The sequence below is a fragment of the Ureibacillus chungkukjangi genome (genome assembly GCF_044795995.1).
In the GTDB taxonomy this organism is placed as follows: domain Bacteria; phylum Bacillota; class Bacilli; order Bacillales_A; family Planococcaceae; genus Ureibacillus; species Ureibacillus chungkukjangi.
In genome coordinates this window covers 2045408-2070071 of record NZ_CP085009.1, presented here as the reverse complement: position 1 = coordinate 2070071, position 24664 = coordinate 2045408, and the positions used below count along the sequence as shown (strand labels likewise).

The following is a 24664-nucleotide window of genomic DNA, read 5'->3' as shown; positions in this document are numbered from 1 at the left end:
CATGTCTTTTATTTTTGTTTAAGAAATAATGGTTTAAGGGAAAGTTATCAGTAGAAGGTTTCATTTTTGGAAAATAAATTTGATAATTCCTATTATTTTACTTATAATTAATGCAAAGTAAATTGATAGGAATTGATTTTAAGTTTAAGGAGTGTGATTATAATGATGAATTTATTGGAGAATACAAGAAGATATTTGAAAATTGTCAACAAGCTTAGTCCCATACATACAAATACACCTGTTGAAGTTAGAAGATCCCGGGCAAAGACTAAGAAAACAAGGCTATGGAAAAAAGTATCGCTAGAAAAAATTGAAGATTTACAAATTGTTGTTCGGGATGGAGAACATATTCCATTAAGAATTTATAGTCCAGTTGGCAATGGACCGTTTCCAATCATTATTTATTATCATGGTGGAGGATGGGTTATAAACGATATTGAAACCTGTGATGCAACCTGCCAGCAGCTTTCAGCAGATACTAAATCAATTGTCGTTTCAGTTGGTTATCGATTGGCACCAGAAAATCCTTTTCCAATTCCAGTAAACGATGCATACGATGCTTTTCTATGGACAGCAGGTAATTCATCAGCACTAAATGGGATAGCAAATGAAATAAATGTGATGGGTGATAGTGCTGGAGCCAATCTAGCGACAGTTGTGACAATTATAAACAAAGAACTTGAAGGACCTGTAGCAATAAAATCACAGGTTTTACTTTATCCAGTAACTGACCTGTCATTTTCAACTGATTCGTATCACCTATATGCAGAAGGCTACGGGTTGCAGAAAAAGGATATGGAATGGTTTGCAAAATATTATTTGCAACAGCAAGAAGACAAAACCCATCCTTATGTAGCGCCGTTAAAGTCAGATAATCTAAAAGATTTACCTCCAGCCTTTATCATCGTTGCAGAAAATGATGTATTAAGAGATGAAGGAATAGCTTATGCACAAAAACTTAAAGATTTTGATAATCGTGCTCATTTACACATCGCAAAAGGTTTAGTACATAGCTATTTTACAAAAAATGATTATTTCAGTAAGGAAATTGAGGAAACAATGGAGAAGATAAAAGGATTTCTGGGAAGGTAAATTTGTTATATAGAAGAGAAGCAGATTCGCTTCTCTTTTTTTATGATAAAATCTGACAGTGCAAAATTAAATTTACATTTACTCCCATATTGACAACTGTATCGATTGCTGATATATTAACTATATCAACAGCCGATATATCGTTCGACAATATATAAGAAAGGAATTACAAAATGACACAAGAGCATCCTCCATTAACGGAAGGGGTTTATTATATTTTACTTTCCTTGTATGAGCCTAGACATGGCTATGGAATTATACAGCTTACAGAGGAACTGACAGCGGGGCGTGTGAAATTAGGGGCAGGTACGATTTATGGAGCGATAAAAACTTTGTTAGATCGCGGCTGGATTCAAACCTTTGAGGATGATGGACGTAAAAAAGAGTACATCATTACAGAGGAAGGAAAAAAAGTAATTGAATTAGAAATTTTAAGATTAAGGGAACTTTTTGAGAATGGTGTCCGTATAACAGGAGATGGCAAATTTTGAGAGAACGCAAATTGAAAATTCGTTTTTTTATTGATTACGAAAAAGAGGAAAAATGGGTAAATCTTATGGCTGTAAAGGGGTGGAATTTATACTCCTTTGGATTAGGCTATTATACTTTTGAAAAGGGCGATCCTGGTCAGTATATTTATAGGAATGAAATGATTCATAATCTGGGTGTGAAGGATGAGCGTGATGAGTACATAAATTTTTTGCAATCATCTGGAGTTGAACTCGTAAAGGTTTTCTTTAATTGGGCATATTTTCGGAAAAAAGCTTCGGAAGGTCCTTTCGAGCTATATAGTGACATCACTTCAAAGCTAGCTTATCAAAAACGAATCTGCAAGCTATTTTTAATTGCCTTTTTTATCAATGTAGTCGCTGGAATTAGCAATTTAATTCTTGAAGAAAAATTCAATCACTACACAGGGTTAGTGAATATTGGACTTGCCGTCATCTTATTAATCCCCTTGCTTAAAGTTCTAAGAAAGCAAAGAAATTTAAAACAACAGTTAACAATTTTTAATGATTAGGAAGGAGCTAGAAAATGACTTTAACTCTAGAGCATGTTGTGAAAAAGTATAAGGATTTCACAGCGGTAAATGGCCTGAATTTCACCATCGGAAGAGGTGAAATCTTTGGTCTTATTGGTCAAAATGGTGCTGGTAAAACTACTACGTTCCGAATGATTCTAGATTTACAGGATCAGACTTCAGGTACAATTACTTGGGATGGAACACCTATCAAAAAAATAAACCGTGATTATTTGGGCTATCTACCTGAGGAACGAGGTATTTTTCCTCAAATGAAGGTGGAGGAGCAATTACTTTTCTTTGGTGAATTGCGTGGTATGAAGCGTGATGAACTTAAAAAAGAAATTGATTTTTGGATTGCCCGTTTTGATTTAGAAGAAAAACGTCACGAAAAGGCAGAAACGTTATCAAAAGGAAATCAACAAAAAGTTCAATTGATAGCTAGTTTTATTCATAAACCTCAATTTTTAATTTTAGATGAACCGTTCAGTGGATTAGATCCGGTAAATAGAGACTTACTAAAAAATGCTATTCTATTATTAAAAGATAAAGGTGTCACAATTCTTTTTTCTAGTCACCAAATGGATAATGTTGAGGAATTATGTGATCATCTATGTCTACTTAAACGTGGTGTCTCTCTTTTCTCAGGAAGTCTGTTAGATTTAAAGAAGCAGTATGGAAAGACAAAATTAACGCTTCGCACAAATGTGCCGTTAAATGAATTAGAAAAATTGGCCGGTGTTAAAGGGGTTAAGGTTGATCGAGATGAGTATGTTTTAACCTTAGTTGACGAAACCTTTGCTGAATCTATCTTTGAGGTTGTCTCAAATGGACAATATATCGAAAAGTTTAGTCTTGATTATTTATCATTAGATGAGATTTTCAAAGATAAGGTAGGTGGTAATGTTGAGTAAATTAGGTATTTTGATAAAACAGCTATACAAACAAAAGGTTCGTGCAAAGTCATTTATGCTAATGACACTTTTATATGTTGCAATTATTGGTGTCATTATGTTCTGGTCAGATATTAAAGGAATCTTTGTAAATGAGGAAGCACTAGAAGTAGCATTGATAAATGAAACACCAGTTGAATTGGAATCGATCTTTTTAACTAATGAGGACATTGCATTCAGCTTCCCAGCAGATTCCAAGGAAAGCGTCTATAATCAATTGAAAGAGGAAAAATATGATGCTGTAGTAGTGGTTACAGAAGAAAACGAAACATTAACTGCTGATATCGCAACATATTCTCCTCTAAAGTTAAATGACCAATCAACTATTTCTTCTTTTGTTCAATATGCAGGGAAGATATACGGTATTCAGCAACTAAATCTAACAGCTAGTGAAGCTGACAAAATCTTAAATTCAGAAGCAATCATTACGACGACAAATTTAAATGAGGCTGTGGCTGACGGTAAAAGCGAAGACCAAAAGCAATCAGGAATTTGGGCTTCCTACTTTGTGGGGATTGTAATTTACTTCTTTATAATGGCATTCTTATCTATGATTACAACAGATGTGGCATCTGAAAAAGGTTCACGAGCTCTTGAAATGCTTTTAGTAAGTGTGAAGCCAAGCACGCATTTCCAATCCAAAATTATTGGGATTACATTGCTAGCCTTAACTCAGTTTACCATCATTTTTGGTTTCCTATTTGTCTTACTTCGCTTCTCAGATGGTGGAGAGAAATGGGATATGATTCAAACTATTTTAAATGAATTATCTTATAGCTACGTATTTTACGTTCTAGCCTTTTTATTCTTGACGATTATTTTATTCTTAATCATTGGTGCTTTATTTGGGTCACTTGTATCGAAGGTAGAAGAAGCCTCACAAGTAATGACTCCAGCAATCATGACGGCATTAGTCGGCTTTTACGTTATGATTTCAGGTGTAGCAAACCCAGATACGTTACTAATTAAAGTATTCTCGTATATTCCTTTAACTTCTGGAATGGTTATGCCAATGCGAATAGGCGCAACGGATATCTCTACAATAGAGCCGATTATTTCACTAGTACTATTAATCATCACAGTTATAGTATTTTATATAATCAGTTTATCGTTCTATAAACGTAGCGTATTAACTTATAGCTCTGGTGGAGTAATTCAAAAAATAAAAACAGTACTAAAAGTTACGACATAATTAAGTAAAACCATTTTATAAATTGCTTTAGACTAGACTGCAGTCGAATTCGAATTTTTCGGGTTTGAGCTGCAGTCTATTTTTATTTCTTCCTACTTTTGAATGAAAATGCTTCGAAATCTGAATTATTTTTAAAAATGCTCTTCACGTCTAATTTAATATTTGCTAAAATAGGTTGGGTTTGATAAGGACTGAATTTTTGAAAAATTAAGTACCTTTAAAGACAGAAGAAGGTGAATGAATGAAAGTATTTTTAAAATTGATTTGGTTTTTTAAGCTGAGGAAAAAGGAGTATTTAATCGGTCTGTCTATGCTTGGACTTGTGGCGATATTAAATCTTATTCCTCCAAAAGTAATTGGTTATGTCATTGATGAAATTGGAAATGGTGAGCTAACAACTCAATCTCTTGCAAAATGGGTCGGAATTATTATAGTTGTTGCTATTCTTATCTACATCATGCGTTATTATTGGCGACGTATGATATTTGGGTCTTCCACATATTTAGCCAAATTACTGCGTGAGAAGTTATTTCATCATTTTACAAAGATGAGTCCGTCCTTTTACCAGCAGCGACGAGTTGGAGATTTAATGGCTCATGCAACAAATGACATTTCTGCCGTTCAGCAAACAGCTGGAGGTGGCGTTTTAACTCTTTTCGACTCAGTTACTACAGGTGGATTTGTTATTTTAGCAATGGCTATAACTATTGATTGGCGTTTAACTTTAATTGCCTTAATCCCTATGCCATTGATGGCAATCTCAACGAGTTATTACGGAAAGCTTCTGCATTCTAGATTTAGAGAAGCTCAAGCCGCGTTCTCAGACTTAAATGACAAAACACAGGAGAGCATTTCTGGTATTAAGGTTATCAAAACCTTCGGACAGCAAGATGAGGATACAGCTGATTTCACTCGATTATCTAATGATGTTGTGGATAAAAATATGAAGGTTGCAAAAATCGATTCGTTGTTTGATCCAACAATCAGCTTAGTAATAGGCTTTAGCTTTATGCTGAGTCTAGGCTTTGGTGCGAAGTTTATATATGAAGGGTCTATGTCAATCGGTGATTTGGTTGCCTTTAATACTTACTTAGGACTGCTTGTATGGCCAATGTTAGCATTTGGTATGCTGTTTAACATCATGGAGCGCGGCTCTGCCTCATATGACCGAATTGAGCAGCTACTAGAAGTACCGGTAGAAATTGATGACAAAGAAAATGCATTGGATAGTAAACCAAATGGGGATATCGGATTTAAAATTGATGATTTCAAATTCCCTGGAGACCAAGCAAGTGCATTACACAGTGTACATTTTACCTTGAAGCGTGGGGAAACGTTAGGAATTGTAGGGAAAACCGGTTCAGGAAAGACAACGATCTTAAAGCTATTATTACGTGAATTCGAGGGCTATAATGGGGAAATTAGATTTGGAAACCACACCATTGATGATTATAAAAAGCAAAGGTTAAGAGAGGCAATTGGGTATGTACCTCAAGATCATTTTTTATTTTCAACGACAGTTTTTGAAAACATCGCATTTAACAACCCTCAAGAAAATCGAGAAGAGGTTGAGCAGATCGCGAAAATTGCCCATATACATGATGACATTTTACGATTTACAAATGGTTATGAAACAATTGTTGGTGAGCGGGGGGTTTCTTTATCAGGTGGACAAAAACAAAGGATTTCCATTGCACGTGCATTGATGATGAAACCGGAGCTTCTTATTTTAGATGATTCGTTATCGGCTGTTGATGCAAAAACGGAAGAAGCGATTCTTAAGTCTCTTAAGGAAGCACGAGAGGATTCGACAACAATTATTACATCTCACCGTTTAAGTGCAATTGAGCATGCCCATTTAATTATTGTAATGGATGATGGAACAATCGTAGAGCAAGGAACTCATGAGGAATTGATGGCATTACAGGGGAAATATTTCGAAATGTATCAATTGCAGCAGCTTGAAAGATTAGTAGAAAAGGGAGGAGAAGAAATTGAATAATAAGTCCGCCTTTTCTAGTAAAGAACAAACACAAATACTGTTCAGACTGTTATCTTATTTAAAACCCCATAAGAAAGCGGTTTTGCTAGCTTTATTTTTACTTATGCTAACGGTAATTGGAGATGTAACCGGCCCATATCTTATTAAGATATTTCTTGATGATCATGTAGCTACAAATAATTTTGAATTTGAGGCTATTATCTTATTAGCGGTTTCATATTTTATAATCCAAATACTGAATGTCATAATCTCTTATTTTCAGCTTGTAAAATTCCAAGAGATTGCGTTGAAAATCATTCAGCAACTACGTATAGATGTTTTTTCTAAAATCCATCAGCTTGGTATGCGTTATTTTGACGAAACTCCTGCAGGGTCAATTGTATCAAGAGCGACAAATGATACAGAGGCTATAAAGGAGCTATTCGTCTCGGTATTAAGCTCTTTTATACAAGCAGCATTTCTAATTGTAGGGGTATATATCGCTATGTTTTTATTAAATCCGATGCTAGCTTTGTATGCTCTCGTATTACTTCCGTTAATCTTTTTGGTTATCTACTTGTATAGAAAGTTTAGCTCAGTGGTATTTCTGACCATGCGTGAAAAGCTAAGCCAGTTAAATGCAAAATTAGCCGAAAGTTTATCGGGTATGGGAATTATCCAGACATTCCGTCAGGAACAGAGAATATCAGAGGACTTCGACAAAATAAATGATGAGCATTATGCTGCGATGATGAATAATATCAAACTAAATAGTCTTCTACTTAGACCTGTTATTGATTTAATATTCTTCACTGCTATTGTTCTGATCTTGACTTATTTTGGGATGGCTTCCTTTAACACGGCGATAGAGGTGGGAGTAGTCTATGTTTTCATTACGTATATTAACCGATTCTTTGAACCGATTAATAATGTAATGGAGCGTTTAGCATTCTATCAACAAGCTATTGTTGCAGCCTCACGAGTTTTCGCATTGCTTGATAATGAAGATATCGAGCCAAAACAAGAAGAAAGAGAACAAGTTATCTCGAGTGGATTAATTGAGTTTAAAAATGTTACTTTTAGCTACGATGGTAAAGCAAATGTTTTGAAAAACATCTCATTTACTGTGAAACCAGGAGAAACTGTGGCTTTAGTTGGCCATACTGGTAGTGGAAAAAGTTCAATTATTAATCTATTAATGCGTTTTTATGAGTTTGGTGATGGGGATATCTTAATAGATGGAAAATCTATTAAGAGCTATCGTAAAAAGGAGCTGAGAAACAAGCTCGGACTTGTACTTCAAGATCCATTCCTTTTTTATGGGACAATCGAAAGTAATATACGATTGTTTAACTCAAGCTTAACAAAAGAGCAGGTTATTGCTGCAGCGGAATTTGTGCAGGCTGATAAATTTATAGAGCAATTACCAAGTAAATATGACCAACGCGTATCCGAGCGAGGATCTACATTCTCAAGCGGACAAAGACAGCTAGTTGCATTCGCTCGTACAATTGCAACGAATCCTAAAATTTTAGTATTAGATGAAGCAACTGCATCGATTGATACTGAAACAGAGGTTGCGATTCAATCCTCTTTAGAAAAAATGAGAAAAGGGCGTACTACCATTGCTATTGCCCACCGTCTGTCGACAATTCAGGATGCGGAACTAATTTTAGTTTTACACCAAGGAGAAATTGTTGAAAGGGGAACTCACCAAGAGCTTCTTGCGCAAAATGGGTTATACCATAAAATGTATTTATTACAAAATGGGATAGTCGAATAATTTTCTTGAAGGGGTGTTGCTTTGAAGGTAACACTCTTTTCATTTATGTGTGTGTTAAATTAAACGATGAAAATACCATTTACTTCAAATTTCACGAGTACTATAATTGGCTTAGCTTAAAAAAGCAAAAAAATTAAGAAGGTGTCTAAATGAATATAGATCGTAAGGGGATTCTTTATGCAGTTGCTGCATATGGTATATGGGGTATTTTTCCGCTCTACTGGAAGCTACTGGCACATGTAGACAGTTTGGAAGTATTAGTTTCCAGAGTTATTTGGTCCTTTGTGTTTACGTATGTCTTTATAATTCTGATTAAACAAAGACAGTTATTATTAGAGGATTTAAAGTCACTTTGGAAAAATAAAAAATTATTCCTTTCCTTACTAGGTGCATCCTTTGTTATATCCTGCAATTGGTTTCTATATATATTTGCAGTAAATAATAATCACGTGGTTGATGCTAGTCTAGGCTATTATATTAATCCTTTAATAACGGTTGTGTTTGGTATGATTTTCTTTAAGGAGAAGCTTTCTAAATTACAAATAAGTGCCGTTATCGTAGCGTTTCTCGGTGTAGTATCGCTTACTATAGGTTATGGAGAGGTTCCTTGGATCGCATTGTTAATCGCATTTAGTTTTGCTAGCTACAGTGCTCTAAAAAAACAAATCACATTAAATGCAACTCGAGGCTTAGTACTTGAGACAATGCTTATGCTTCCCGTGGCAATAGTTTACTATATTTATATTATGTCTACTAATAAAATGTCCTTTCTACAAATTAATTGGGAGACGGATTTTATATTAGTCCTAGGAGGGATTGTGACAGCTTTTCCGTTAGTCTTATTTGCCAATGGAGCAAAATTACTCCCACAGTATGTAATCGGTTTTATTCAATATATGACGCCGACAATTGTTCTTATATTAGGTATTGTTTTATATCATGAACCATTTACAAAAACAGAATTAATATCATTCTCTTTTATATGGTTATCAATCATAATTTTTACTTTCTCAACGATATATGAATCAAAAAAAAGAATTCAAATTAAGCGAGAAACCGCTAATGTAGATATATAATAATTATTGAATTATTAGAATTTTGTATTGCTTTTTAAATGAATATGATATGATTTTATGTAATAAGTATTAACATCTATCATTTTCACATTTCTTACACATTTTAGACAAAAAATCTTCATACCCATTTCAAAGCATTTTCAGAGAAATTTTGATACTATGAAGACATTAATTGTAAGGAGAGTACACAATGAATACAGATGTAAATATCTTTTTGGCGTTTGGTGCGGGTTTTTTGAGCTTTATCTCACCCTGTACATTACCGCTCTATCCGGCTTTCTTATCCTATATAACAGGTATGAGCTATGATGAACTAAAAAATGAAAAGGGTATGTTGCAAAAACGTGCAATTTTACATACATTATTCTTTTTAATTGGATTTTCAATAATCTTTATTGCTATAGGATTCAGTGCTTCCTTAGCAAAAGAATTCTTCTTGAACTATCAGGTTTTAATGAGACAAATTGGGGCAATTCTCATTGTTGTGTTTGGCTTAATGATTGTAGGGTTACTTCAATTTGATTTTTTAATGAAGGACCGCAAATTTCAGTTTAAAAACAGACCATCAGGTTACTTTGGGTCATTATTAATCGGGTTAGCGTTTGCAGCGGGCTGGACTCCTTGTACAGGTCCAATACTCGCATCAATCATTGCGTTAGCTACTGCAAATCCAGAATCGGGTATTGGATATATGCTCGCTTATTACTTTGGTTTTGCTATTCCATTCTTTGTTTTATCGTTCTTTATCTCAAAACTTGGGTGGATTCGAAATCATAGTCAAAAAATCGTTAAAGTCGGCGGTTATATTATGATTGCTGTCGGGATTTTACTATTTTTTAATGGATTAGATTATATTATTCGCGTTCTATCTCCAATTTTTGGTGGATTTACTGGCTTCTAATCAAAATTATTTTACTTTTCCATTACTAATTAAAACAAAATAATAGATTGATTTATTAAAGAAGGGGAATGAAGGATGCCAACAGTATTAATAGTTGATGACGCACTTTTTATGAGAGTTGCTGTCGGTAATATGTTTAAAGAGTGGGACTTTGTAGTCGTAGGAGAGGCTGCTAATGGTAGAGAAGCGGTCGAACTATATGAAAAATATAAGCCAGATCTTGTTACGATGGATATAACAATGCCCGTAATGTCTGGATTGGATGCAGTTAAAGAAATTATCCCTGCACATCCAGATGCAAATATTATTATGATGACAGCTCTTGGGCAGCAAAGAATCATTGTAGAAGCTATAGAAGCTGGTGCAAAAGACTTTATCACAAAACCTTTCGAAAAAAATCAATTAAAAACGGTTGTCGATAATATTTTAGGCTATGACGAGCCTTAGTGTGAAAGTGTGAAAACCTGCTATAACTAATTAGCAGGTTTTTTTACGGAATTTGTTCTTTTGAGATGAAAATTCTAATTATGCTTTGTGTGGAAAAATATCTATAAATAAGGTATTATCAATACGATATTTATCTTGCCAACTATGATAGGATATAAAATAGAAATAAAGGTAATGATAATACTATTAGAGAGAGATTTACAGAGGAGGGAAGAGTTATGTTAGCAAATATACCTTCTCAATATTTCATTATTGGATCAACAGTTATGGCATTTTTAATGGGTCTATTTGTGATGTTTGTTCGTATTCGCTCCCAAAAGAAACCTGTTAACGCAAAAAAAATATTAATTCCTCCGATTGCCATGTCTTCAGGCGGGTTAATGTTTATTTTTGAAGAATTTCGCATTACACCTATTCAAATATTAGAAGCAGTTGCTGTAGGTGTTGTTTTTTCTACTGTTTTAATTGCAACCTCAAAATTTGAAGTGCGAAATGCAGAAGTTTTTATGAAACGATCAAAAGCATTTTTCTTTATATTAGCCGGTTTATTGATTCTTCGAGTTCTTATGAAAATATACTTATCAGATTCGTTTGATGTCGGTGAGCTAGCAGCAATGTTTTGGATTTTAGCCTTTTCTATGCTTTGGCCATGGAGAATTGCCATGTTATTCCGATATAAGAAAATTGAAAAAACGATAATAGCAGCGTAAAAAAACGGGACCTTCTTATTATAAGAGGGTCCCGTTTTAAAATTATGTAGTCTATATTACTCAAAATAATGTTCGTAGGGAGTAATGTCAATATTTAACTCATCTAGTTTTTTTCTTAAAAACTTATGGTCTCGCTTTGGAGTCGCAATAATATAGCCTCGGATTAATAAGTCATGAGTAATTGATTTAGCTTTTTCCTTTAAAGCAATTTCACCAATTTTGCCTGCAATTTTCTCCTTAGCAACCTGACGAAATAAATCAGGTACCGGACTTACTAGCTCATTTAGCAATTCCTTAGCGTCTTCTCCCCATAAATGTATGGTTTTATCTAGATAATAATTTTGCCAGTCTAAATCTGACCTGCCATCCTTTTTTGGCAACGCTTTTAAAAATTTGCGGAACATAAAGAATCCGCCTATTCCCATTAAGGTAATTAAGACGAAAACCCAAAATACAATAAACCACAAAAACCAACCTTCCAAATTCAAACCGTTCACCTCTTTTACTTCACTATTTCTTATTATAAAAGGAACTAGAAAAGTTTTCACTTTAAATGTCTCTTTTTTTGAAGAAAAAAGATATTTAATAAGTGAAAGGAGGTGATAGAAATGGCAGCATACAATTTTGAAAACGCAACTTTAAGACTTTCTTATGTAACTGGTGTTGATGAAAATGGAAAGGCAATCATTACTTCAAAGACGTACAGAAATTTACAAGAAAACGTTGAAGCAGCTGATGTTTTAGTAGTAGCGCAAGCTCTTTCTAGTCTTTCAAGCTATGATTTTTACTTAGCGAAAAAGATTTTAACAGAAGCGGTTGAAATGTAAAAATGACAAAAGGAAAAGGTGGCGAATTAGATGACACAGGTTTTAGAATTGAAATTTGATACGGCTAATGGCAAATCTATGACATTAACAGTTGATAACCCGAAGGAAAATTTAACGGGGGATGAAGTAGAAAATGCGATGCAAGAAATTATCAGCTCCAATATTTTTCACAATAATGGCGCTAGCTTAGTCGCTATTAACCAGGCACGCATAGTAGAAAGAACTGTATCTGAATTCGAATTTACTGAAGGGAATTAACTAGTTTGAATTTGCCGACAAAATCCATATTATGATTTTGTCGGCTTTTTTTTAAAGGAGGGAATGTTGATGGAGGAATGGGTTCGATTAATTCAAGAAATAGGTTTTCCAATAGTGGTTTCATTTTATTTGTTAAACCGTATTGAAACTAAGCTTGAAGCAATTCACACTGCACTCGTCACAATAAATCACCAATAATCAAATTAAACTATAGAGAATTAGAGTAAAACTTCACAAATTTGTTCGAAATGTGTGTAATTGATTGGTTGTACGATTTATAGTATTTCGATAAGATGGAGAAGGAAAGAGGAGTTGAATACTATTGAGAAAGAAATTAGCGGGTCTTATCGGAATACTTATTCTTTCAGTTGTCTTAAATGCATGCAGCAATTATAAATTTAAAGCAGACACAGAATATGTAATTGATGATTTTAATGTAACCAATCATAAAGGTGAAGAAGTATCCCTTGAAAGCTTGAAAGGGAAGCCGTGGTTAGCGATGTTTATCTTTACAAATTGTACGTCTATCTGTCAGCCGATGACATTTAATATGACAGAGATTCAAACAGAACTACAAGAACGTGGAGTAGAAGACTATAATATTGTAGGGTTTTCAGTAGATCCAGCAAACGACACTCCAGAAGTACTTTCTGAGTACTTAAGCCATTTTACTGTACCGGATGAATCGAAATGGAATTTATTAACTGGATATGACCAAACATGGATTGAGCAATTCTCTGTCAATTCTTTTAAATCCTTAGTTAAAATGCCAAAAGAAGGCGATCAGGTTTTACATGGTTCTAGCTTTTACTTAGTTGATGAAAAAGGGATTGCTGTAAAAAACTACCCGGGTACTGAAGAAGTCCCATATGATACGATTGCTATCGATATTGAAACTTTAATTGAAGAACGTTTAGGTAAATAATATTATTGAAATGGAGCTAGACTTTTAATAGTCTGGCTTTTTTTGCTCTTTTTTTAGAATAATTTAATGAAGATAACAGAAAATAAACAAGTCAAAATTTGATTGGAGGTAAAAAAATGAAAACTGTAAAAGAATTAATGTCTACTAATATCAAAGTGTGTGCACCACATGATTCAGTAACTGCAGCTGCGAAAATTATGCGTGATATTGAATGCGGATCTGTACCGGTTTGTGAAAACAAAAAGGTAGTAGGAATAATTACTGACCGAGATATCGTTATCAATGTAGTAGCAGATGGAAAAGATACAAACACTGTACATTGCCATGACTGCATGACAAGTGATGTTGTAACTTGTACGACAGATACTGATGTACATGAATGTGCACAAATGATGGCACAGCATCAGGTTCGCCGTCTTCCAGTTGTGGAAAATGGAGATATTGTCGGCATTATCGCTATTGGTGATTTAGCGAAAGAAAATATCTTTGCAAATGAGGCAGGAGATGCCCTTAGCGACATCTCAGAGCATTCTCGTTTAGACCATTAAGCACAATAAGTATGTCTATAAGTATCGCAGATTTGAAAATACATCAGGATAGTCTTCGTGCTTTCTGAAGGCAAATTTAAAATTAAAAGCGTGGTGCCCAGTTAGTGAGCACCACGCTTTAGTTTAATTAAAATTCTTTTCTTAACTGCTCGAACACCTGTTTTAGGTCAGCGATAATGTCTTCTGCTTCTTCCACACCAACAGAGAAGCGTAACAGACGATCATCTACACCTCGTGCCACTCGTTCTTCATACGGGATATCAGCATGTGTTTGTGTTGCAGGGTAGGTGATAAAGCTTTCAACACCGCCAAGACTTTCGGCAAAAGTGATTAATTGAATTTTTTGTAAGAATGGGTTCACCATTTCAGCATCCTTTACACGGAATGAAAGCATGCCGCCTTTGCCTGTATACAGCACATCGGTAACAAGTGGTTCTGTCTTTAAATAAGCAGCAACCTTTTTACCGTTAGCATCATGCTGCTTTAAACGCAGATGCATCGTTTTTAGTCCGCGGATGACTAACCAGCTATCCATTGGAGATAGTACCAATCCCATACCATTATGAGCAAAACCTAACTTCTCGCATAATTCTTGTCCTTTAGCAACAACTAATCCTGCTAAAACATCGTTATGACCAGCAATATATTTTGTTGCGCTATGTAACACAATATCTGCACCATGCTCGATAGGGCGCTGGAAATATGGAGTATAGAAAGTGTTGTCTACGATGAATAATAAATTATGCTTTTTACTGATGCTTGCAAATTTATCTAAATCAAATTCTATCATTAAAGGGTTTGTTGGAGTCTCTAAGAAAATTGCCTTTGTATTTTCATTAATAAGTCCTTCAACCTCTTCAATTGATGCAAAATAGACTGGGTTAATATTATAGGTTTCACCAAAGGTTTTTAATAATCGATAAGTACCACCGTAAATATCATCTGGAACGATGATTTCATCGCCTGGTTTGAATAGAGATAAGATTAGCTGGACTGCAGCCATTCCAGAGCTACATGCAAAACCTGCATCTGCATTTTCTAAATCGGCAATCCCTTTTTCGAGAATTTCTCGTGTTGGATTTTTTGTACGTGTATAGTCGTATCCTGTGGATTGACCAATTCCAGCATGCTTATAGGCTGTTGACATGTAAATCGGAGGATTAACGGCTCCTGTTTTAGGATCACTTAAGTTACCTAATTGAACTAGTTTTGTCTCAATTGAACGTTTTGTCACTTTGCTCACTCTTTCTTTTTGAAGATACATTCTACCAAATATTAAGATAAATCAATTTTTTTGATTATTATTCAATTTATCATGTTAAAGTGGCGAAAACAACACTATCAAGCTAGAAATAATTATATATACGGATAAATTCAATAATTTATAACAAAAAAGGTCAATAACCAGTAATAGTTAAACACCTTTTTATATTATGCTTGTTCTTTTTTTAGTAAGTCTCTAATCTCTTTTAATAGCTCTTCCTTAGCATCAAGCACAGGCGCTGCTTTTTCTTCGACAACCTCTTCTTTCTTTTTGCGGTTTATTTTATTAATGAAGCGTAGAGCCATAAAAATAGAAAAGGCGATGATTAAAAAGTCGATAATAGATTGTATAAACACACCTAATTTAATTTGTGCTTGACCTGGACCGAACATAAAGCTCTGTGTTAGATCTACTCCTCCGGTTAACATGCCGACAAGAGGCATAATAATATTCTCAACTAATGAAGTTACGATTTTGCCGAAAGCACCGCCAATAACGACCCCAATAGCTAAATCGAGTATATTTCCCTTCATGGCAAATTCTTTAAATTCTTTCCACATACATTTGCATCTCCTTGCATTTTCATATTTATTTAGTATAAAATGGTACTTCTTAATAATCTATTATTCTTTTGAAGAATTTATCGAAATATGTCTAAAGTAGTAAGTGGTTGAAGACAAATTTAAAGTGGATGTGGCCAAAGTGGTGAAAAATAATTACAAGAAGAAAAAGAAAAAATTAAAAAAGCCAATCCTAACACCAGGTGTGAAAATTTTCCTGATCGTTTTATTACTCCCCATCTCTATAACGGTTTATTCACTAGTCGTATTTGCTTGGGGTGGCATAAGCAATCTTCCTTTTATTCAAAACTTTTCACAAAGTGAAGTAGAAAAAATACAATCAGAATTCGATCTTCAAATCCCCGAAGAATATATTCCAATTTATATATCAGCAGCCAATACCTACAGTGTTCCTTGGACACTTTTAGCTGCACATCATCGTGTAGAAACTCGTTTTTCTACAATGAAATCGCTTGTTTCTCCAGTTGGGGCTGAAGGGCATATGCAGTTTATGCCATGTACTTTTGTTGGCTGGAGCCATCCGACCTGTTCTAATTTGGGTGAAGGAGATATACCAGAAAGTGAAAAAACGAATCCACAAACAATCAAAAAATATGGTGGCTATGGAGTAGATGCAAATGGTGATGGAGTAGCAGATCCATTTGACATTGAAGATGCAATTTATAGTGCGGCAAATTATCTCTCACGTGCAGGGGCATCTGAAGGGGAACTTAAAAAGGCAATTTTCAATTATAATCATAGTGATAAATACGTTGAGGATATTCTATTTTATTATCACCAATATGAAGAGGTTAGCGATGATCTTGTTCAGACTGTTTTTTATAGCAAATAAAGAAATCAACTGCAAAAGCGCAGTTGATTTCTTTATTAATTATTTAATTATGTTGCTTTTCTCATTGAACGCATAATCAAGCTTACGATAAAGATTAGTACGATTGCTCCGATTAAGGCAGGGAATACATAGAAGTCAGATACTTGCCAGCCCCAGTTACCTAATACGGCACTACCTATCCAAGAACCAACGATACCTGCAATAATATTACCAATAACTCCACCAGGAACATCTCTACCGATAATTACTCCTGCTAACCAACCTAATACTCCGCCAATAATTAAAAACCAAATGAAACTCATCATATGATTGTCAACTCCTTTTTCTTTATTAAAAGCGTGTACTAACTTATATCCTGAAAACTGCACTTCTAAACTTACTTTTCGAAAACGGACAGTCATTACACCTTTTCACTAAATAATATGCGCATTTTTTACTAAATGAATGCATTCAGATGTAATAAATGCATGAGATCATTTATTAATGTATTAAGAACGAATTCACAATTTGTTCAAAATATTTTGATTTTTTTAAACTTTGGGAGTATAATTTCTTCAAGCAGTACAAAAAATCTTATATAATGGGGTGTTTTAAATGAATATGAAAGTTATGAAAAAATTAAATCGCCAAGGATTTGTAATTGCCTTTCTTCACGCCGTCATATTGTTGAACCTCTCATTGGATATCTTTTACCTGAAATAATTATAAATTCCTCAGTCTAGCTATTTTTTAGCTAGACTTTTATTATTTTTAAATAAAATTCTTTTAAAAACTTCTTACATATTTATGATATTTCTAATACATATATCGAAATTTTTTTTGATTTGCAACTTTGAAAATTGTAATAAATTACTTGGTTAATAATAGAAAAATTAAAATTGTCAAATTTTCGAAAAAGTTTACTGAAACAGAAATTCTAAGTAATAGTAAGCATGTAAACGATTTCATATTTTAAAGTTTTTAGAATTGTCTAAATAATTCTAAATATTCTATTGACTGTAATGGCTTTTATGTACTATGATAGCAACAATTTAAGAAGTTCGTAATTTTAAAACGAACACAATCATGTGACTTAAGGGGAAGCTGATTGTAAATAATTAATTCTATCTATCTTTTGATAAAGTAATAGATATTCTGAGGGGCGTTTTAAATATGAGAAGTGACATGATTAAAGTAGGAGTTGATCGTGCTCCTCACCGTAGTCTTTTATATGCGACTGGAAAGGTGAAAGCAAAAGATCTTGGAAAACCATTTATCGGTGTATGTAATTCCTATATCGATATCATTCCAGGGCACGTTCACCTACGTGGATTTGCTGATGTGGTAAAGGAAGCTATTATAGAAGCAGGTGGGATACCGTTCGAATTTAATACTATCGGAGTCGATGACGGCATTGCCATGGGGCATATTGGTATGCGATATTCCTTACCAAGCCGTGAGTTAATTGCAGACTCTGCTGAAACGGTTATTAACGCACACTGGTTTGATGGTGTGTTTTACATACCAAACTGTGACAAAATTACACCAGGTATGTTAATGGCAGCTGTACGTACGAACGTACCATCAATTTTCGTATCAGGCGGACCAATGGAAGCAGGTACATCTGCTTCTGGTAAACAATTATCATTAACCTCTGTATTTGAGGGTGTTGGTGCGCATAAATCTGGTACGATGACTGCTGAAGAGCTATTAGATATTGAAAATAATGCTTGTCCTACATGTGGTTCATGTTCAGGGATGTTTACAGCAAACTCCATGAACTGTTTAATGGAGATGCTAGGTGTTGCTCTACCAGGAAACGGAACAATCGTTGCAACTAGTGAACAACGCTATGAACTCATTCGTGAAGCAGCTAAACAATTAGTTAGAATGGTAAAAGAGGATATTAAACCTCGAGATATTATTACGAAAGAAGCAATTGATGATGCCTTTGCTTTAGATATGGCAATGGGTGGGTCAACAAACACGGTACTTCATACATTAGCAATTGCTAACGAAGCAGAAATTGATTATAACCTTGAGGAGATTAATAAAGTAGCTGCTCGAGTTCCATATCTAGCAAAAATTATGCCAGCCTCTGATATCTCGATGGATGATATTAATAAGGCAGGCGGTGTTAGCTCGATCATCAATGAGCTAACTAAAATACCTGGTGCAATCCATCCGGATCGAATTACGGTTGCTGGACAGACAATGCGTGAGCTAGTAAAAGATCATGTCATTACAAATGATCAAGTAATTCGAACAAAAGATAATCCATTTAGTCCTGTAGGTGGTTTATCTGTTCTATACGGAAATATAGCTCCAGAGGGGTCTGTTATAAAAGTGGGTGCAGTTGACCCTTCAATACAAACCTTTGTAGGCGATGCAATTGTTTTTGATTCACAAGATGAAGCCCAAATGGCGATTGATAATGGCACAGTAAAAGCTGGCCATGTGGTAGTTATACGATACGAAGGTCCAAAGGGTGGACCAGGAATGCCTGAGATGCTAGCACCAACCTCTGCTATAATGGGGCGCGGATTAGGGACAAAGGTTGCCTTAATAACGGATGGTCGTTTTAGTGGGGCATCCCGTGGTATTTCAATTGGTCATATATCTCCAGAGGCTGCTGAAGGTGGTCCAATCGCACTTATAGAAAATGGCGATAAAATAATAATTGACTTACCAAATAGAACTATTAATTTGGATGTAGCAGATGAAGTGTTATCTGAGCGTCGTCAAAGCTTAAAACCATTTGAACCGAAAATTAAAAAAGGTTGGCTTGCGAGATATTCAAAACTTGTAACAAATGCTTCTAAAGGCGGCGTTATGAAAATATAATGCACACGTAGCAAATGTTTTAATGTACTAGTCAAACAAACTAAAACTAAAAATGTTGTAAGTGAATAGATAAATTCGATGATGAGGTAAAAGGATATAGAGCCTTGTATCTACCAGAGAGTCGGTATTGCTGGAAGCCGACGATACAACTATATCCGACATCCCCTCGGAGTGAGCTATTAAACGCTTTAAAGCCATTAGATAGCTCCGGGCATATTTCGAAATGCTCGTTATTAATGAATAGTGTACCTAATCTTGTTGCACAAAAGTGGTTTCTTACTATATAGTAGCCACTTTAGTAGATTGGTAATTCCCACTATTCGCGAGGTAGCTTATTTAGCTATGAACAAGGGTGGTACCATGAAAGTCTTTTTCATCCCTACGTAAAGGTTTTCTTTGCGTTGGAGAAAAAAGGCTTTTTTATTTTTTAAAATTAAGGGAGGAGTTAACAAATGGCTGCTAACGTATCCACAACGGATGAACAAAAAGATGCAATCGCAACAACTCAATTACAAACAGAAGTAACAAATAAACCAAGAAACGGTGCAGATGTTTTAATACAAGCTTTACATGACCAAAAGGTTGACATTGTTTTTGGCTACCCTGGAGGAGCTGTTCTACATGTATATGATGCATTGTATAGAAATCCGATTCGCCATATTTTAACCAGACATGAACAAGGAGCAATTCATGCAGCGGAAGGATATGCACGTGTATTAAATAAACCTGGTGTAGTAATAGCAACGAGTGGTCCGGGTGCAACTAACCTGGTAACTGGGATTGCAGATGCGATGATTGATTCAATACCATTAGTTGTTTTCACTGGTCAGGTAGCAACTAATGTAATAGGCTCAGATGCTTTCCAGGAAGCTGACATCATGGGCATTACAACACCTATTACTAAGCATAATTATCAGGTTCAGGATGTAAATGACATTCCACGTATTGTAAAAGAAGCATTCCATATTGCAAATACTGGTCGTAAAGGTCCTGTGTTAATCGACTTCCCTAAAAATATATCTGCTTCTGTTTTTGATGAAGCATTAGCTGAGTCTAGTAGAGAAGAAGAGTTGTATTTACCAGGCTACCAACCGAATACAAAACCTAATTTCTTGCAGATCCAAAAAGCAATTCAAGCGATAGGTGAGGCTAAGCAGCCATTAATTTTAGCTGGTGCGGGAGTTTTATTTGCTGATGCACGCCAAGAATTATCTGAATTTGCCGAAAAATATAAATTACCAGTTATTAATACCTTACTTGGTTTAGGAAGCATTCACGGTCAGCACGAACTAAACTTTGGTATGGCTGGTATGCATGGTGCGGGTGTAGCAAATGATGCAATCCAAAAAGCGGATTTACTTATTAATATTGGTGCTCGCTTTGATGATCGTCTAACAGGGGATACAAAGCTGTTTGCACCAAATGCAACTATCATTCATATTGATATCGATCCAGCAGAAATTGGAAAGAATATTCCAACTGCTATTCCGATTGTAGCAGATGCTAAGGAAGCTCTTACCGCTTTACTAAAGAAAGATTTTGAAGGGCCGGATACAACAGACTGGTTAGCATACTTATACGAAAAACAACATGATACACCATATTGGTATGTAGAAGATGAAAAGGAAATTTTACCACAGCAAATTATTGAGATGGTTCACACAATTACAAATGGAGATGCAGTAGTGACAACGGATGTAGGTCAGCATCAAATGTGGGCTGCACAATACTACAAACTAAATCATGATCATCAATGGGTGACTTCGGGCGGCCTTGGAACAATGGGCTTTGGCTTCCCAGCTGCTATTGGTGCACAATTTGCTAAACCAGATAAGAAGGTAATTACGTTTTGTGGGGATGCTGGTTTCCAAATGACATTACAAGAACTAGCCTTATTAAATGAGTTCAATCTACCTGTAAAGGTTGTTATCGTAAACAATGGGGCACTTGGTATGGTACGACAATGGCAGGAGTTATTCTACGATGGTCGCTATTCACAAAGTCTAATGCCAGTTCAACCGGATTTCGTGAAGCTAGCAGAAGCATATGGAGTAAAAGGATATCGCATTAACACGCTTGATGAAGCACACACAATTTTAGAAGAAGCATTAAATTCTGATGAGCCTGTAGTAATTGATGCAAGAGTTAAGCAATTAGAAAACGTATATCCAATGGTTCCTGCAGGAAAATCCTTGGATGATATTGTAGGGGTGAAGAAATTTTGAAGCGAGTAATAACAGTAACTGTACTTAACCAAAGTGGTGTTTTAAATCGGGTCACGGGTTTACTAATGAAACGTCAATTTAATATCGAATCTATTACAGTAGGTCACACAGAGCAAGCGAATGTCTCCAAAATGACATTTGTTGTACATGTGGCCGATGAAACAAAGCTTGAGCAATTAGTTAAGCAATTATCAAAGCAAATTGATGTTTTGAAGGTAAATGACATTACAGAAAAATCAATAGTTTTAAGAGAATTAGCTCTTATTAAAGTAGTTTCGCCAGCTAATCTCAGACATGAAATGAACTCGATTGTTGAACCTTTTAGACCTCAAATAATTGATACGTCTAAAAATGTTGTCACATATCAAGTGGTTGGTCAACCTGACAAAATCGATGCTTTTATCGAGCTGATTCGACCATATGGCATTAAAGAGTTAACGCGAACAGGTGTGACAGCATCTGTTCGTGAATCCCAGCCTATTGAAACACCGCAACTTTCTATTCTTAAGTAAGGTTACTTACAAGATAGTTGGTATATAAATCGATGATGCGTTTAAACGTGTTGTCTAGTATTAAAAAAATAGAAACCCATATTAGGAGGAAAAGAAAATGACAAAAATGTACTATCAAAACGAAATCAATGAGGCTCCATTAAAAGGAAAGAAAATCGCAATCATCGGCTACGGCTCTCAAGGTCATGCCCATGCACAAAACCTGAAGGATTCTGGATTCGATGTAGTAGTAGGGGTACGTCCTGGTAAATCCTTCGACCAAGCGCGTGAAGATGGATTAGAGGTTAAAACTGTTGCTGAAGCAGCAGCTGAAGCTGATATCATTCAAATCCTTCTTCCAGATGAGCGACAAAAACAAGTTTATGAGGCTGAAATTGCACCATACTTAGAACCAGGTAAAGCATTAATGTTCGCACATGGCTTTAATATTAACTTTGGTCAAATTGTGCCACCAGCTGACATTGACGTATTCTTAGTAGCACCAAAAGGTCCGGGTCACTTAGTACGTCGTACATTTGTTCAAGGTGCAGGTGTTCCGGCATTATTTGCAATCTATCAAAATGCTACTGGTGAAGCACGTGAACTAGCTTTAGCTTATGGTAAGGGTGTTGGTGCTGCTCGTGCTGGTATGTTAGAAACGACATTTAAAGAAGAAACTGAAACGGATCTTTTCGGTGAGCAAGCTGTACTTTGTGGAGGAACAACCGAATTAATCAAAGCTGGCTTCGAAACTCTGGTTGAGGCTGGATATCAGCCTGAGTTAGCTTATTTTGAAACTTTACATGAATTAAAGTTAATCGTTGACCTTATCTATGAAGGTGGTATGGAAACAATGCGTTATTCAGTTTCAGATACTGCTGAATGGGGAGATTATGTAACTGGACCTCGTATCATTGATGGGTCAGTAAAAGCTCGCATGAAGGAAGTATTAACTGATATCCAAGACGGTACTTTTGCGAAAGACTGGATTAAAGAAAACGAAACTGGCCGCCCTCGCTACAATGCATACAAAAAAGCTGGTGCAGAACACCAAATTGAAGAGGTTGGCTCTAAATTACGTGAAATGATGCCATTTATTAATGAAGGCAAGAAACAAGTGGTGATTAAGTAGTGCGCAAAATTGACATTTTCGATACAACACTTCGTGATGGAGAACAGTCCGCAGGTATTAATTTGAATACTGCAGAAAAAATCGAAATCGCTAAGCAGCTAGAACGTCTAGGAGTAAGCATTATTGAAGCAGGTTTTCCTGCTTCAAGTCCTGGCGATTTCGAGGCAGTAAACAAAATTGCAAGAACTGTTAAGAATTCAATTGTTACTGGTCTTGCTCGCTGTGTAAAAAGTGATATTGATACAACGTGGGAAGCTATTAAGGTTGCTGAACAGCCGCATATTCATGTTTTTCTAGCAACAAGTCCCATTCATATGGAATACAAATTAAAGAAGTCGCCAGATCAAGTTCTTGAACAAGCGGTAGAAACAGTTAAATATGCGAAAAAATTCTTCCCACTTGTTCAATGGTCTGCTGAAGATGGTTTCCGCTCAGACCGTGACTTCTTAGCTCGAATTATTGAAAAGGTAATCGAGGCTGGAGCTACGACTATTAATGTTCCAGATACAGTAGGCTATGCATCACCACAAGAGTATGGAGAGCTTTTCAAATTCTTGCGTGAAAACGTCCGCGGGGCTGATAATGTGAAATTTTCGGCTCATTGCCATGATGACCTTGGTATGGCTGTAGCTAACTCGATTGCAGCAATTCAAAATGGTGCTGACCAGGTGGAATGTACCATCAATGGTATTGGTGAACGTGCAGGTAATGCCTCACTTGAAGAGATCGGTGTTGCAATGCATATTCGAAACGACCTTTACCAGGTTGAAACAGGCTTGAACTTAAAGGAAATTAAACGAACTTCTCAATTGGTTAGTCGTTTAACTGGAGTTGTTATTCAGCCAAATAAAGCAGTAGTTGGTAAAAATGCCTTTGCACATGAATCAGGAATTCACCAGGATGGTGTATTGAAAAATAAAGAAACCTACGAGATCATCTCGCCAGAATTAGTTGGTGAGGGAGAGGTTCCTTTAGTTTTAGGTAAGCACTCTGGACGTGCTGCATTCCGTGATCGTGCGGAAAAAATGGGCTTTGACTTGTCAGATGATAAATTAAATAAAGCTTTCCAGGAGTTTAAAAAACTGGCTGACCGAAAAAAAGTAATTACAGAAGAAGACTTAATGACGCTCCTAACAGAACAGCAAGTATTAATAGAGGATGTTCCGTTATTTGAATTGAAATCAGTTCAGGTTTCTTATGGAACTGAAAACATTCCAACAGCTACTGCATCTGTCGTTACACCAGAAGGAGAGGTAAAAACTCTAGCTGCTACAGGGTCAGGTTCTGTGGAAGCGATATTTAATACACTGGAGCAATTAGTGAATGCTACGGTAAATATACTTGACTTCCGTGTGAAATCGGTAGGAAAAGGTAGAGATGCTTTAGGAGATGCACTTGTAAATTTACGATATAACGGCTATACATCAACTGGGCGCGATGCTTCTCAGGATGTTCTTGAAGCAACAGCAAAAGCCTATTTAAATGCTATTAATCGTCATTTAATCCAAGATAGTATTCGCAGCAAGGAAACTGCTGAGGTTTAAATTGTTCTATTACTAGATAACTGAACTTTCGATAAGATTATAGAGGCTTAATGTAATA

The 24664-nt window shown here is 35.6% G+C and carries 26 protein-coding genes; 22 read left to right on the top strand and 4 right to left on the bottom strand.

Annotation, left to right across the window (positions count from 1 at the left end; all coding sequences use genetic code 11):
* Window positions 1-162: 162 nt before the first annotated feature.
* From LG296_RS10240 to LG296_RS10190, 11 genes are all read left to right on the top strand, one after another.
* Complete coding sequence (locus LG296_RS10240) at window positions 163-1092, top strand: alpha/beta hydrolase (protein ID WP_107933390.1); 930 nt, start codon at window positions 163-165, stop codon at window positions 1090-1092.
* Between the two features lie 173 nt (window positions 1093-1265).
* On the top strand, window positions 1266-1583 hold the full coding sequence (locus LG296_RS10235) for a PadR family transcriptional regulator (RefSeq protein ID WP_107933392.1): 318 nt from the start codon (window positions 1266-1268) through the stop codon (window positions 1581-1583).
* Complete coding sequence (locus LG296_RS10230) at window positions 1580-2113, top strand: DUF2812 domain-containing protein (protein ID WP_107933394.1); 534 nt, start codon at window positions 1580-1582, stop codon at window positions 2111-2113. Before LG296_RS10235 ends, LG296_RS10230 begins: the two co-directional genes overlap by 4 nt.
* Before the next feature lie 14 nt (window positions 2114-2127).
* Window positions 2128-3027, top strand: coding sequence for an ABC transporter ATP-binding protein (locus LG296_RS10225; protein WP_107933396.1), 900 nt, complete (start codon window positions 2128-2130; stop codon window positions 3025-3027).
* On the top strand, window positions 3017-4258 hold the full coding sequence (locus LG296_RS10220; RefSeq protein ID WP_181417973.1) for an ABC transporter permease: 1242 nt from the start codon (window positions 3017-3019) through the stop codon (window positions 4256-4258). The genes LG296_RS10225 and LG296_RS10220 overlap by 11 nt, the downstream gene beginning before the upstream one ends.
* Window positions 4259-4499: 241 nt before the next feature.
* Complete coding sequence (locus tag LG296_RS10215) at window positions 4500-6260, top strand: ABC transporter ATP-binding protein (protein ID WP_107933399.1); 1761 nt, start codon at window positions 4500-4502, stop codon at window positions 6258-6260.
* A complete protein-coding gene (locus LG296_RS10210; protein WP_107933401.1) occupies window positions 6253-8022 on the top strand; it encodes an ABC transporter ATP-binding protein in 1770 nt (589 codons plus the stop codon). Before LG296_RS10215 ends, LG296_RS10210 begins: the two co-directional genes overlap by 8 nt.
* A gap of 149 nt (window positions 8023-8171) precedes the next feature.
* Window positions 8172-9098: an EamA family transporter RarD gene (gene rarD, locus LG296_RS10205; protein ID WP_107933403.1), complete on the top strand. Its 927-nt coding sequence runs from the start codon at window positions 8172-8174 to the stop codon at window positions 9096-9098.
* 190 nt (window positions 9099-9288) lie between these two features.
* A complete protein-coding gene (locus LG296_RS10200; RefSeq protein WP_107933405.1) occupies window positions 9289-9999 on the top strand; it encodes a cytochrome c biogenesis CcdA family protein in 711 nt (236 codons plus the stop codon).
* 75 nt (window positions 10000-10074) lie between these two features.
* Window positions 10075-10446 carry a response regulator gene (locus LG296_RS10195; RefSeq protein ID WP_107933407.1) on the top strand — a complete coding sequence of 124 codons (372 nt, stop codon included), beginning with the start codon at window positions 10075-10077 and terminating at the stop codon, window positions 10444-10446.
* Between the two features lie 218 nt (window positions 10447-10664).
* A complete protein-coding gene (locus tag LG296_RS10190) occupies window positions 10665-11156 on the top strand; it encodes a CcdC family protein (RefSeq protein ID WP_107933409.1) in 492 nt (163 codons plus the stop codon).
* Between the two features lie 56 nt (window positions 11157-11212).
* On the opposite strand, the gene LG296_RS10185 is transcribed toward LG296_RS10190, so the two are convergent.
* Window positions 11213-11644 carry a DUF2621 domain-containing protein gene (locus LG296_RS10185; RefSeq protein ID WP_404427983.1) on the bottom strand — a complete coding sequence of 144 codons (432 nt, stop codon included), beginning with the start codon at window positions 11642-11644 and terminating at the stop codon, window positions 11213-11215.
* Between the two features lie 120 nt (window positions 11645-11764).
* Between LG296_RS10185 and LG296_RS10180 the strand changes: the two genes are divergently transcribed.
* The 5 genes from LG296_RS10180 (at window position 11765) to LG296_RS10160 (ending at window position 13714) form a co-directional block, all read left to right on the top strand.
* Complete coding sequence (locus tag LG296_RS10180) at window positions 11765-11983, top strand: DUF1659 domain-containing protein (protein WP_107933410.1); 219 nt, start codon at window positions 11765-11767, stop codon at window positions 11981-11983.
* A gap of 30 nt (window positions 11984-12013) precedes the next feature.
* Window positions 12014-12241, top strand: a complete 228-nt coding sequence (locus LG296_RS10175) for a DUF2922 domain-containing protein (protein WP_107933412.1) — start codon at window positions 12014-12016, stop codon at window positions 12239-12241.
* Between the two features lie 69 nt (window positions 12242-12310).
* Window positions 12311-12439: a YvrJ family protein gene (locus LG296_RS10170; RefSeq protein WP_107933414.1), complete on the top strand. Its 129-nt coding sequence runs from the start codon at window positions 12311-12313 to the stop codon at window positions 12437-12439.
* Window positions 12440-12563: 124 nt separating this feature from the next.
* On the top strand, window positions 12564-13166 hold the full coding sequence (locus tag LG296_RS10165; protein ID WP_107933416.1) for an SCO family protein: 603 nt from the start codon (window positions 12564-12566) through the stop codon (window positions 13164-13166).
* Window positions 13167-13282: 116 nt separating this feature from the next.
* Window positions 13283-13714, top strand: coding sequence for a CBS domain-containing protein (locus tag LG296_RS10160; protein WP_107933418.1), 432 nt, complete (start codon window positions 13283-13285; stop codon window positions 13712-13714).
* Window positions 13715-13841: 127 nt separating this feature from the next.
* Here LG296_RS10160 and LG296_RS10155 read toward each other — a convergent pair whose 3' ends face one another.
* Window positions 13842-14948, bottom strand: coding sequence for a methionine biosynthesis PLP-dependent protein (locus LG296_RS10155; RefSeq protein WP_107933420.1), 1107 nt, complete (start codon window positions 14946-14948; stop codon window positions 13842-13844).
* A 197-nt stretch (window positions 14949-15145) separates the two neighbouring features.
* Window positions 15146-15538, bottom strand: coding sequence for a large conductance mechanosensitive channel protein MscL (gene mscL, locus LG296_RS10150; protein WP_107933421.1), 393 nt, complete (start codon window positions 15536-15538; stop codon window positions 15146-15148).
* Window positions 15539-15644: 106 nt separating this feature from the next.
* Here mscL and LG296_RS10145 point away from each other — a divergent pair, with 106 nt between their 5' ends.
* Entirely contained in the window at window positions 15645-16391 is a 747-nt protein-coding gene (locus LG296_RS10145; protein WP_404426983.1) for a lytic transglycosylase domain-containing protein, read from the top strand.
* Window positions 16392-16438: 47 nt separating this feature from the next.
* Here the strand turns inward: LG296_RS10145 and LG296_RS10140 are convergent, their stop codons facing one another.
* A complete protein-coding gene (locus LG296_RS10140) occupies window positions 16439-16696 on the bottom strand; it encodes a GlsB/YeaQ/YmgE family stress response membrane protein (RefSeq protein ID WP_107933495.1) in 258 nt (85 codons plus the stop codon).
* An 847-nt stretch (window positions 16697-17543) separates the two neighbouring features.
* On the opposite strand from LG296_RS10140, the gene ilvD reads away from it, so the two are divergent.
* The 5 genes from ilvD (at window position 17544) to LG296_RS10115 (ending at window position 24606) form a co-directional block, all read left to right on the top strand.
* Entirely contained in the window at window positions 17544-19214 is a 1671-nt protein-coding gene (gene ilvD, locus LG296_RS10135) for a dihydroxy-acid dehydratase (protein WP_107933423.1), read from the top strand.
* Window positions 19215-19666: 452 nt separating this feature from the next.
* Window positions 19667-21439: a biosynthetic-type acetolactate synthase large subunit gene (ilvB, locus tag LG296_RS10130; protein WP_107933425.1), complete on the top strand. Its 1773-nt coding sequence runs from the start codon at window positions 19667-19669 to the stop codon at window positions 21437-21439.
* On the top strand, window positions 21436-21951 hold the full coding sequence (ilvN, locus tag LG296_RS10125) for an acetolactate synthase small subunit (RefSeq protein ID WP_107933427.1): 516 nt from the start codon (window positions 21436-21438) through the stop codon (window positions 21949-21951). The genes ilvB and ilvN overlap by 4 nt, the downstream gene beginning before the upstream one ends.
* Before the next feature lie 97 nt (window positions 21952-22048).
* On the top strand, window positions 22049-23062 hold the full coding sequence (gene ilvC / locus LG296_RS10120) for a ketol-acid reductoisomerase (protein WP_107933429.1): 1014 nt from the start codon (window positions 22049-22051) through the stop codon (window positions 23060-23062).
* Window positions 23062-24606, top strand: coding sequence for a 2-isopropylmalate synthase (locus LG296_RS10115; RefSeq protein WP_107933430.1), 1545 nt, complete (start codon window positions 23062-23064; stop codon window positions 24604-24606). The genes ilvC and LG296_RS10115 overlap by 1 nt, the downstream gene beginning before the upstream one ends.
* The last annotated feature ends 58 nt before the right edge of the window (window positions 24607-24664 follow it).

Bases quoted from the DNA above. Each gene is read 5' to 3' on its own strand.
- LG296_RS10240 (WP_107933390.1), top strand. From the start codon at position 163: ATGATGAATTTATTGGAGAATACAAGAAGATATTTGAAAATTGTCAAC.
- LG296_RS10235 (WP_107933392.1), top strand. From the start codon at position 1,266: ATGACACAAGAGCATCCTCCATTAACGGAAGGGGTTTATTATATTTTA.
- LG296_RS10225 (WP_107933396.1), top strand. From the start codon at position 2,128: ATGACTTTAACTCTAGAGCATGTTGTGAAAAAGTATAAGGATTTCACA.
- LG296_RS10220 (WP_181417973.1), top strand. From the start codon at position 3,017: ATGTTGAGTAAATTAGGTATTTTGATAAAACAGCTATACAAACAAAAG.
- LG296_RS10215 (WP_107933399.1), top strand. From the start codon at position 4,500: ATGAAAGTATTTTTAAAATTGATTTGGTTTTTTAAGCTGAGGAAAAAG.
- rarD (WP_107933403.1), top strand. From the start codon at position 8,172: ATGAATATAGATCGTAAGGGGATTCTTTATGCAGTTGCTGCATATGGT.
- LG296_RS10200 (WP_107933405.1), top strand. From the start codon at position 9,289: ATGAATACAGATGTAAATATCTTTTTGGCGTTTGGTGCGGGTTTTTTG.
- LG296_RS10195 (WP_107933407.1), top strand. From the start codon at position 10,075: ATGCCAACAGTATTAATAGTTGATGACGCACTTTTTATGAGAGTTGCT.
- LG296_RS10190 (WP_107933409.1), top strand. From the start codon at position 10,665: ATGTTAGCAAATATACCTTCTCAATATTTCATTATTGGATCAACAGTT.
- LG296_RS10180 (WP_107933410.1), top strand. From the start codon at position 11,765: ATGGCAGCATACAATTTTGAAAACGCAACTTTAAGACTTTCTTATGTA.
- LG296_RS10175 (WP_107933412.1), top strand. From the start codon at position 12,014: ATGACACAGGTTTTAGAATTGAAATTTGATACGGCTAATGGCAAATCT.
- LG296_RS10170 (WP_107933414.1), top strand. From the start codon at position 12,311: ATGGAGGAATGGGTTCGATTAATTCAAGAAATAGGTTTTCCAATAGTG.
- LG296_RS10160 (WP_107933418.1), top strand. From the start codon at position 13,283: ATGAAAACTGTAAAAGAATTAATGTCTACTAATATCAAAGTGTGTGCA.
- mscL (WP_107933421.1), bottom strand. From the start codon at position 15,538: ATGTGGAAAGAATTTAAAGAATTTGCCATGAAGGGAAATATACTCGAT.
- LG296_RS10140 (WP_107933495.1), bottom strand. From the start codon at position 16,696: ATGATGAGTTTCATTTGGTTTTTAATTATTGGCGGAGTATTAGGTTGG.
- ilvD (WP_107933423.1), top strand. From the start codon at position 17,544: ATGAGAAGTGACATGATTAAAGTAGGAGTTGATCGTGCTCCTCACCGT.
- ilvB (WP_107933425.1), top strand. From the start codon at position 19,667: ATGGCTGCTAACGTATCCACAACGGATGAACAAAAAGATGCAATCGCA.
- ilvC (WP_107933429.1), top strand. From the start codon at position 22,049: ATGACAAAAATGTACTATCAAAACGAAATCAATGAGGCTCCATTAAAA.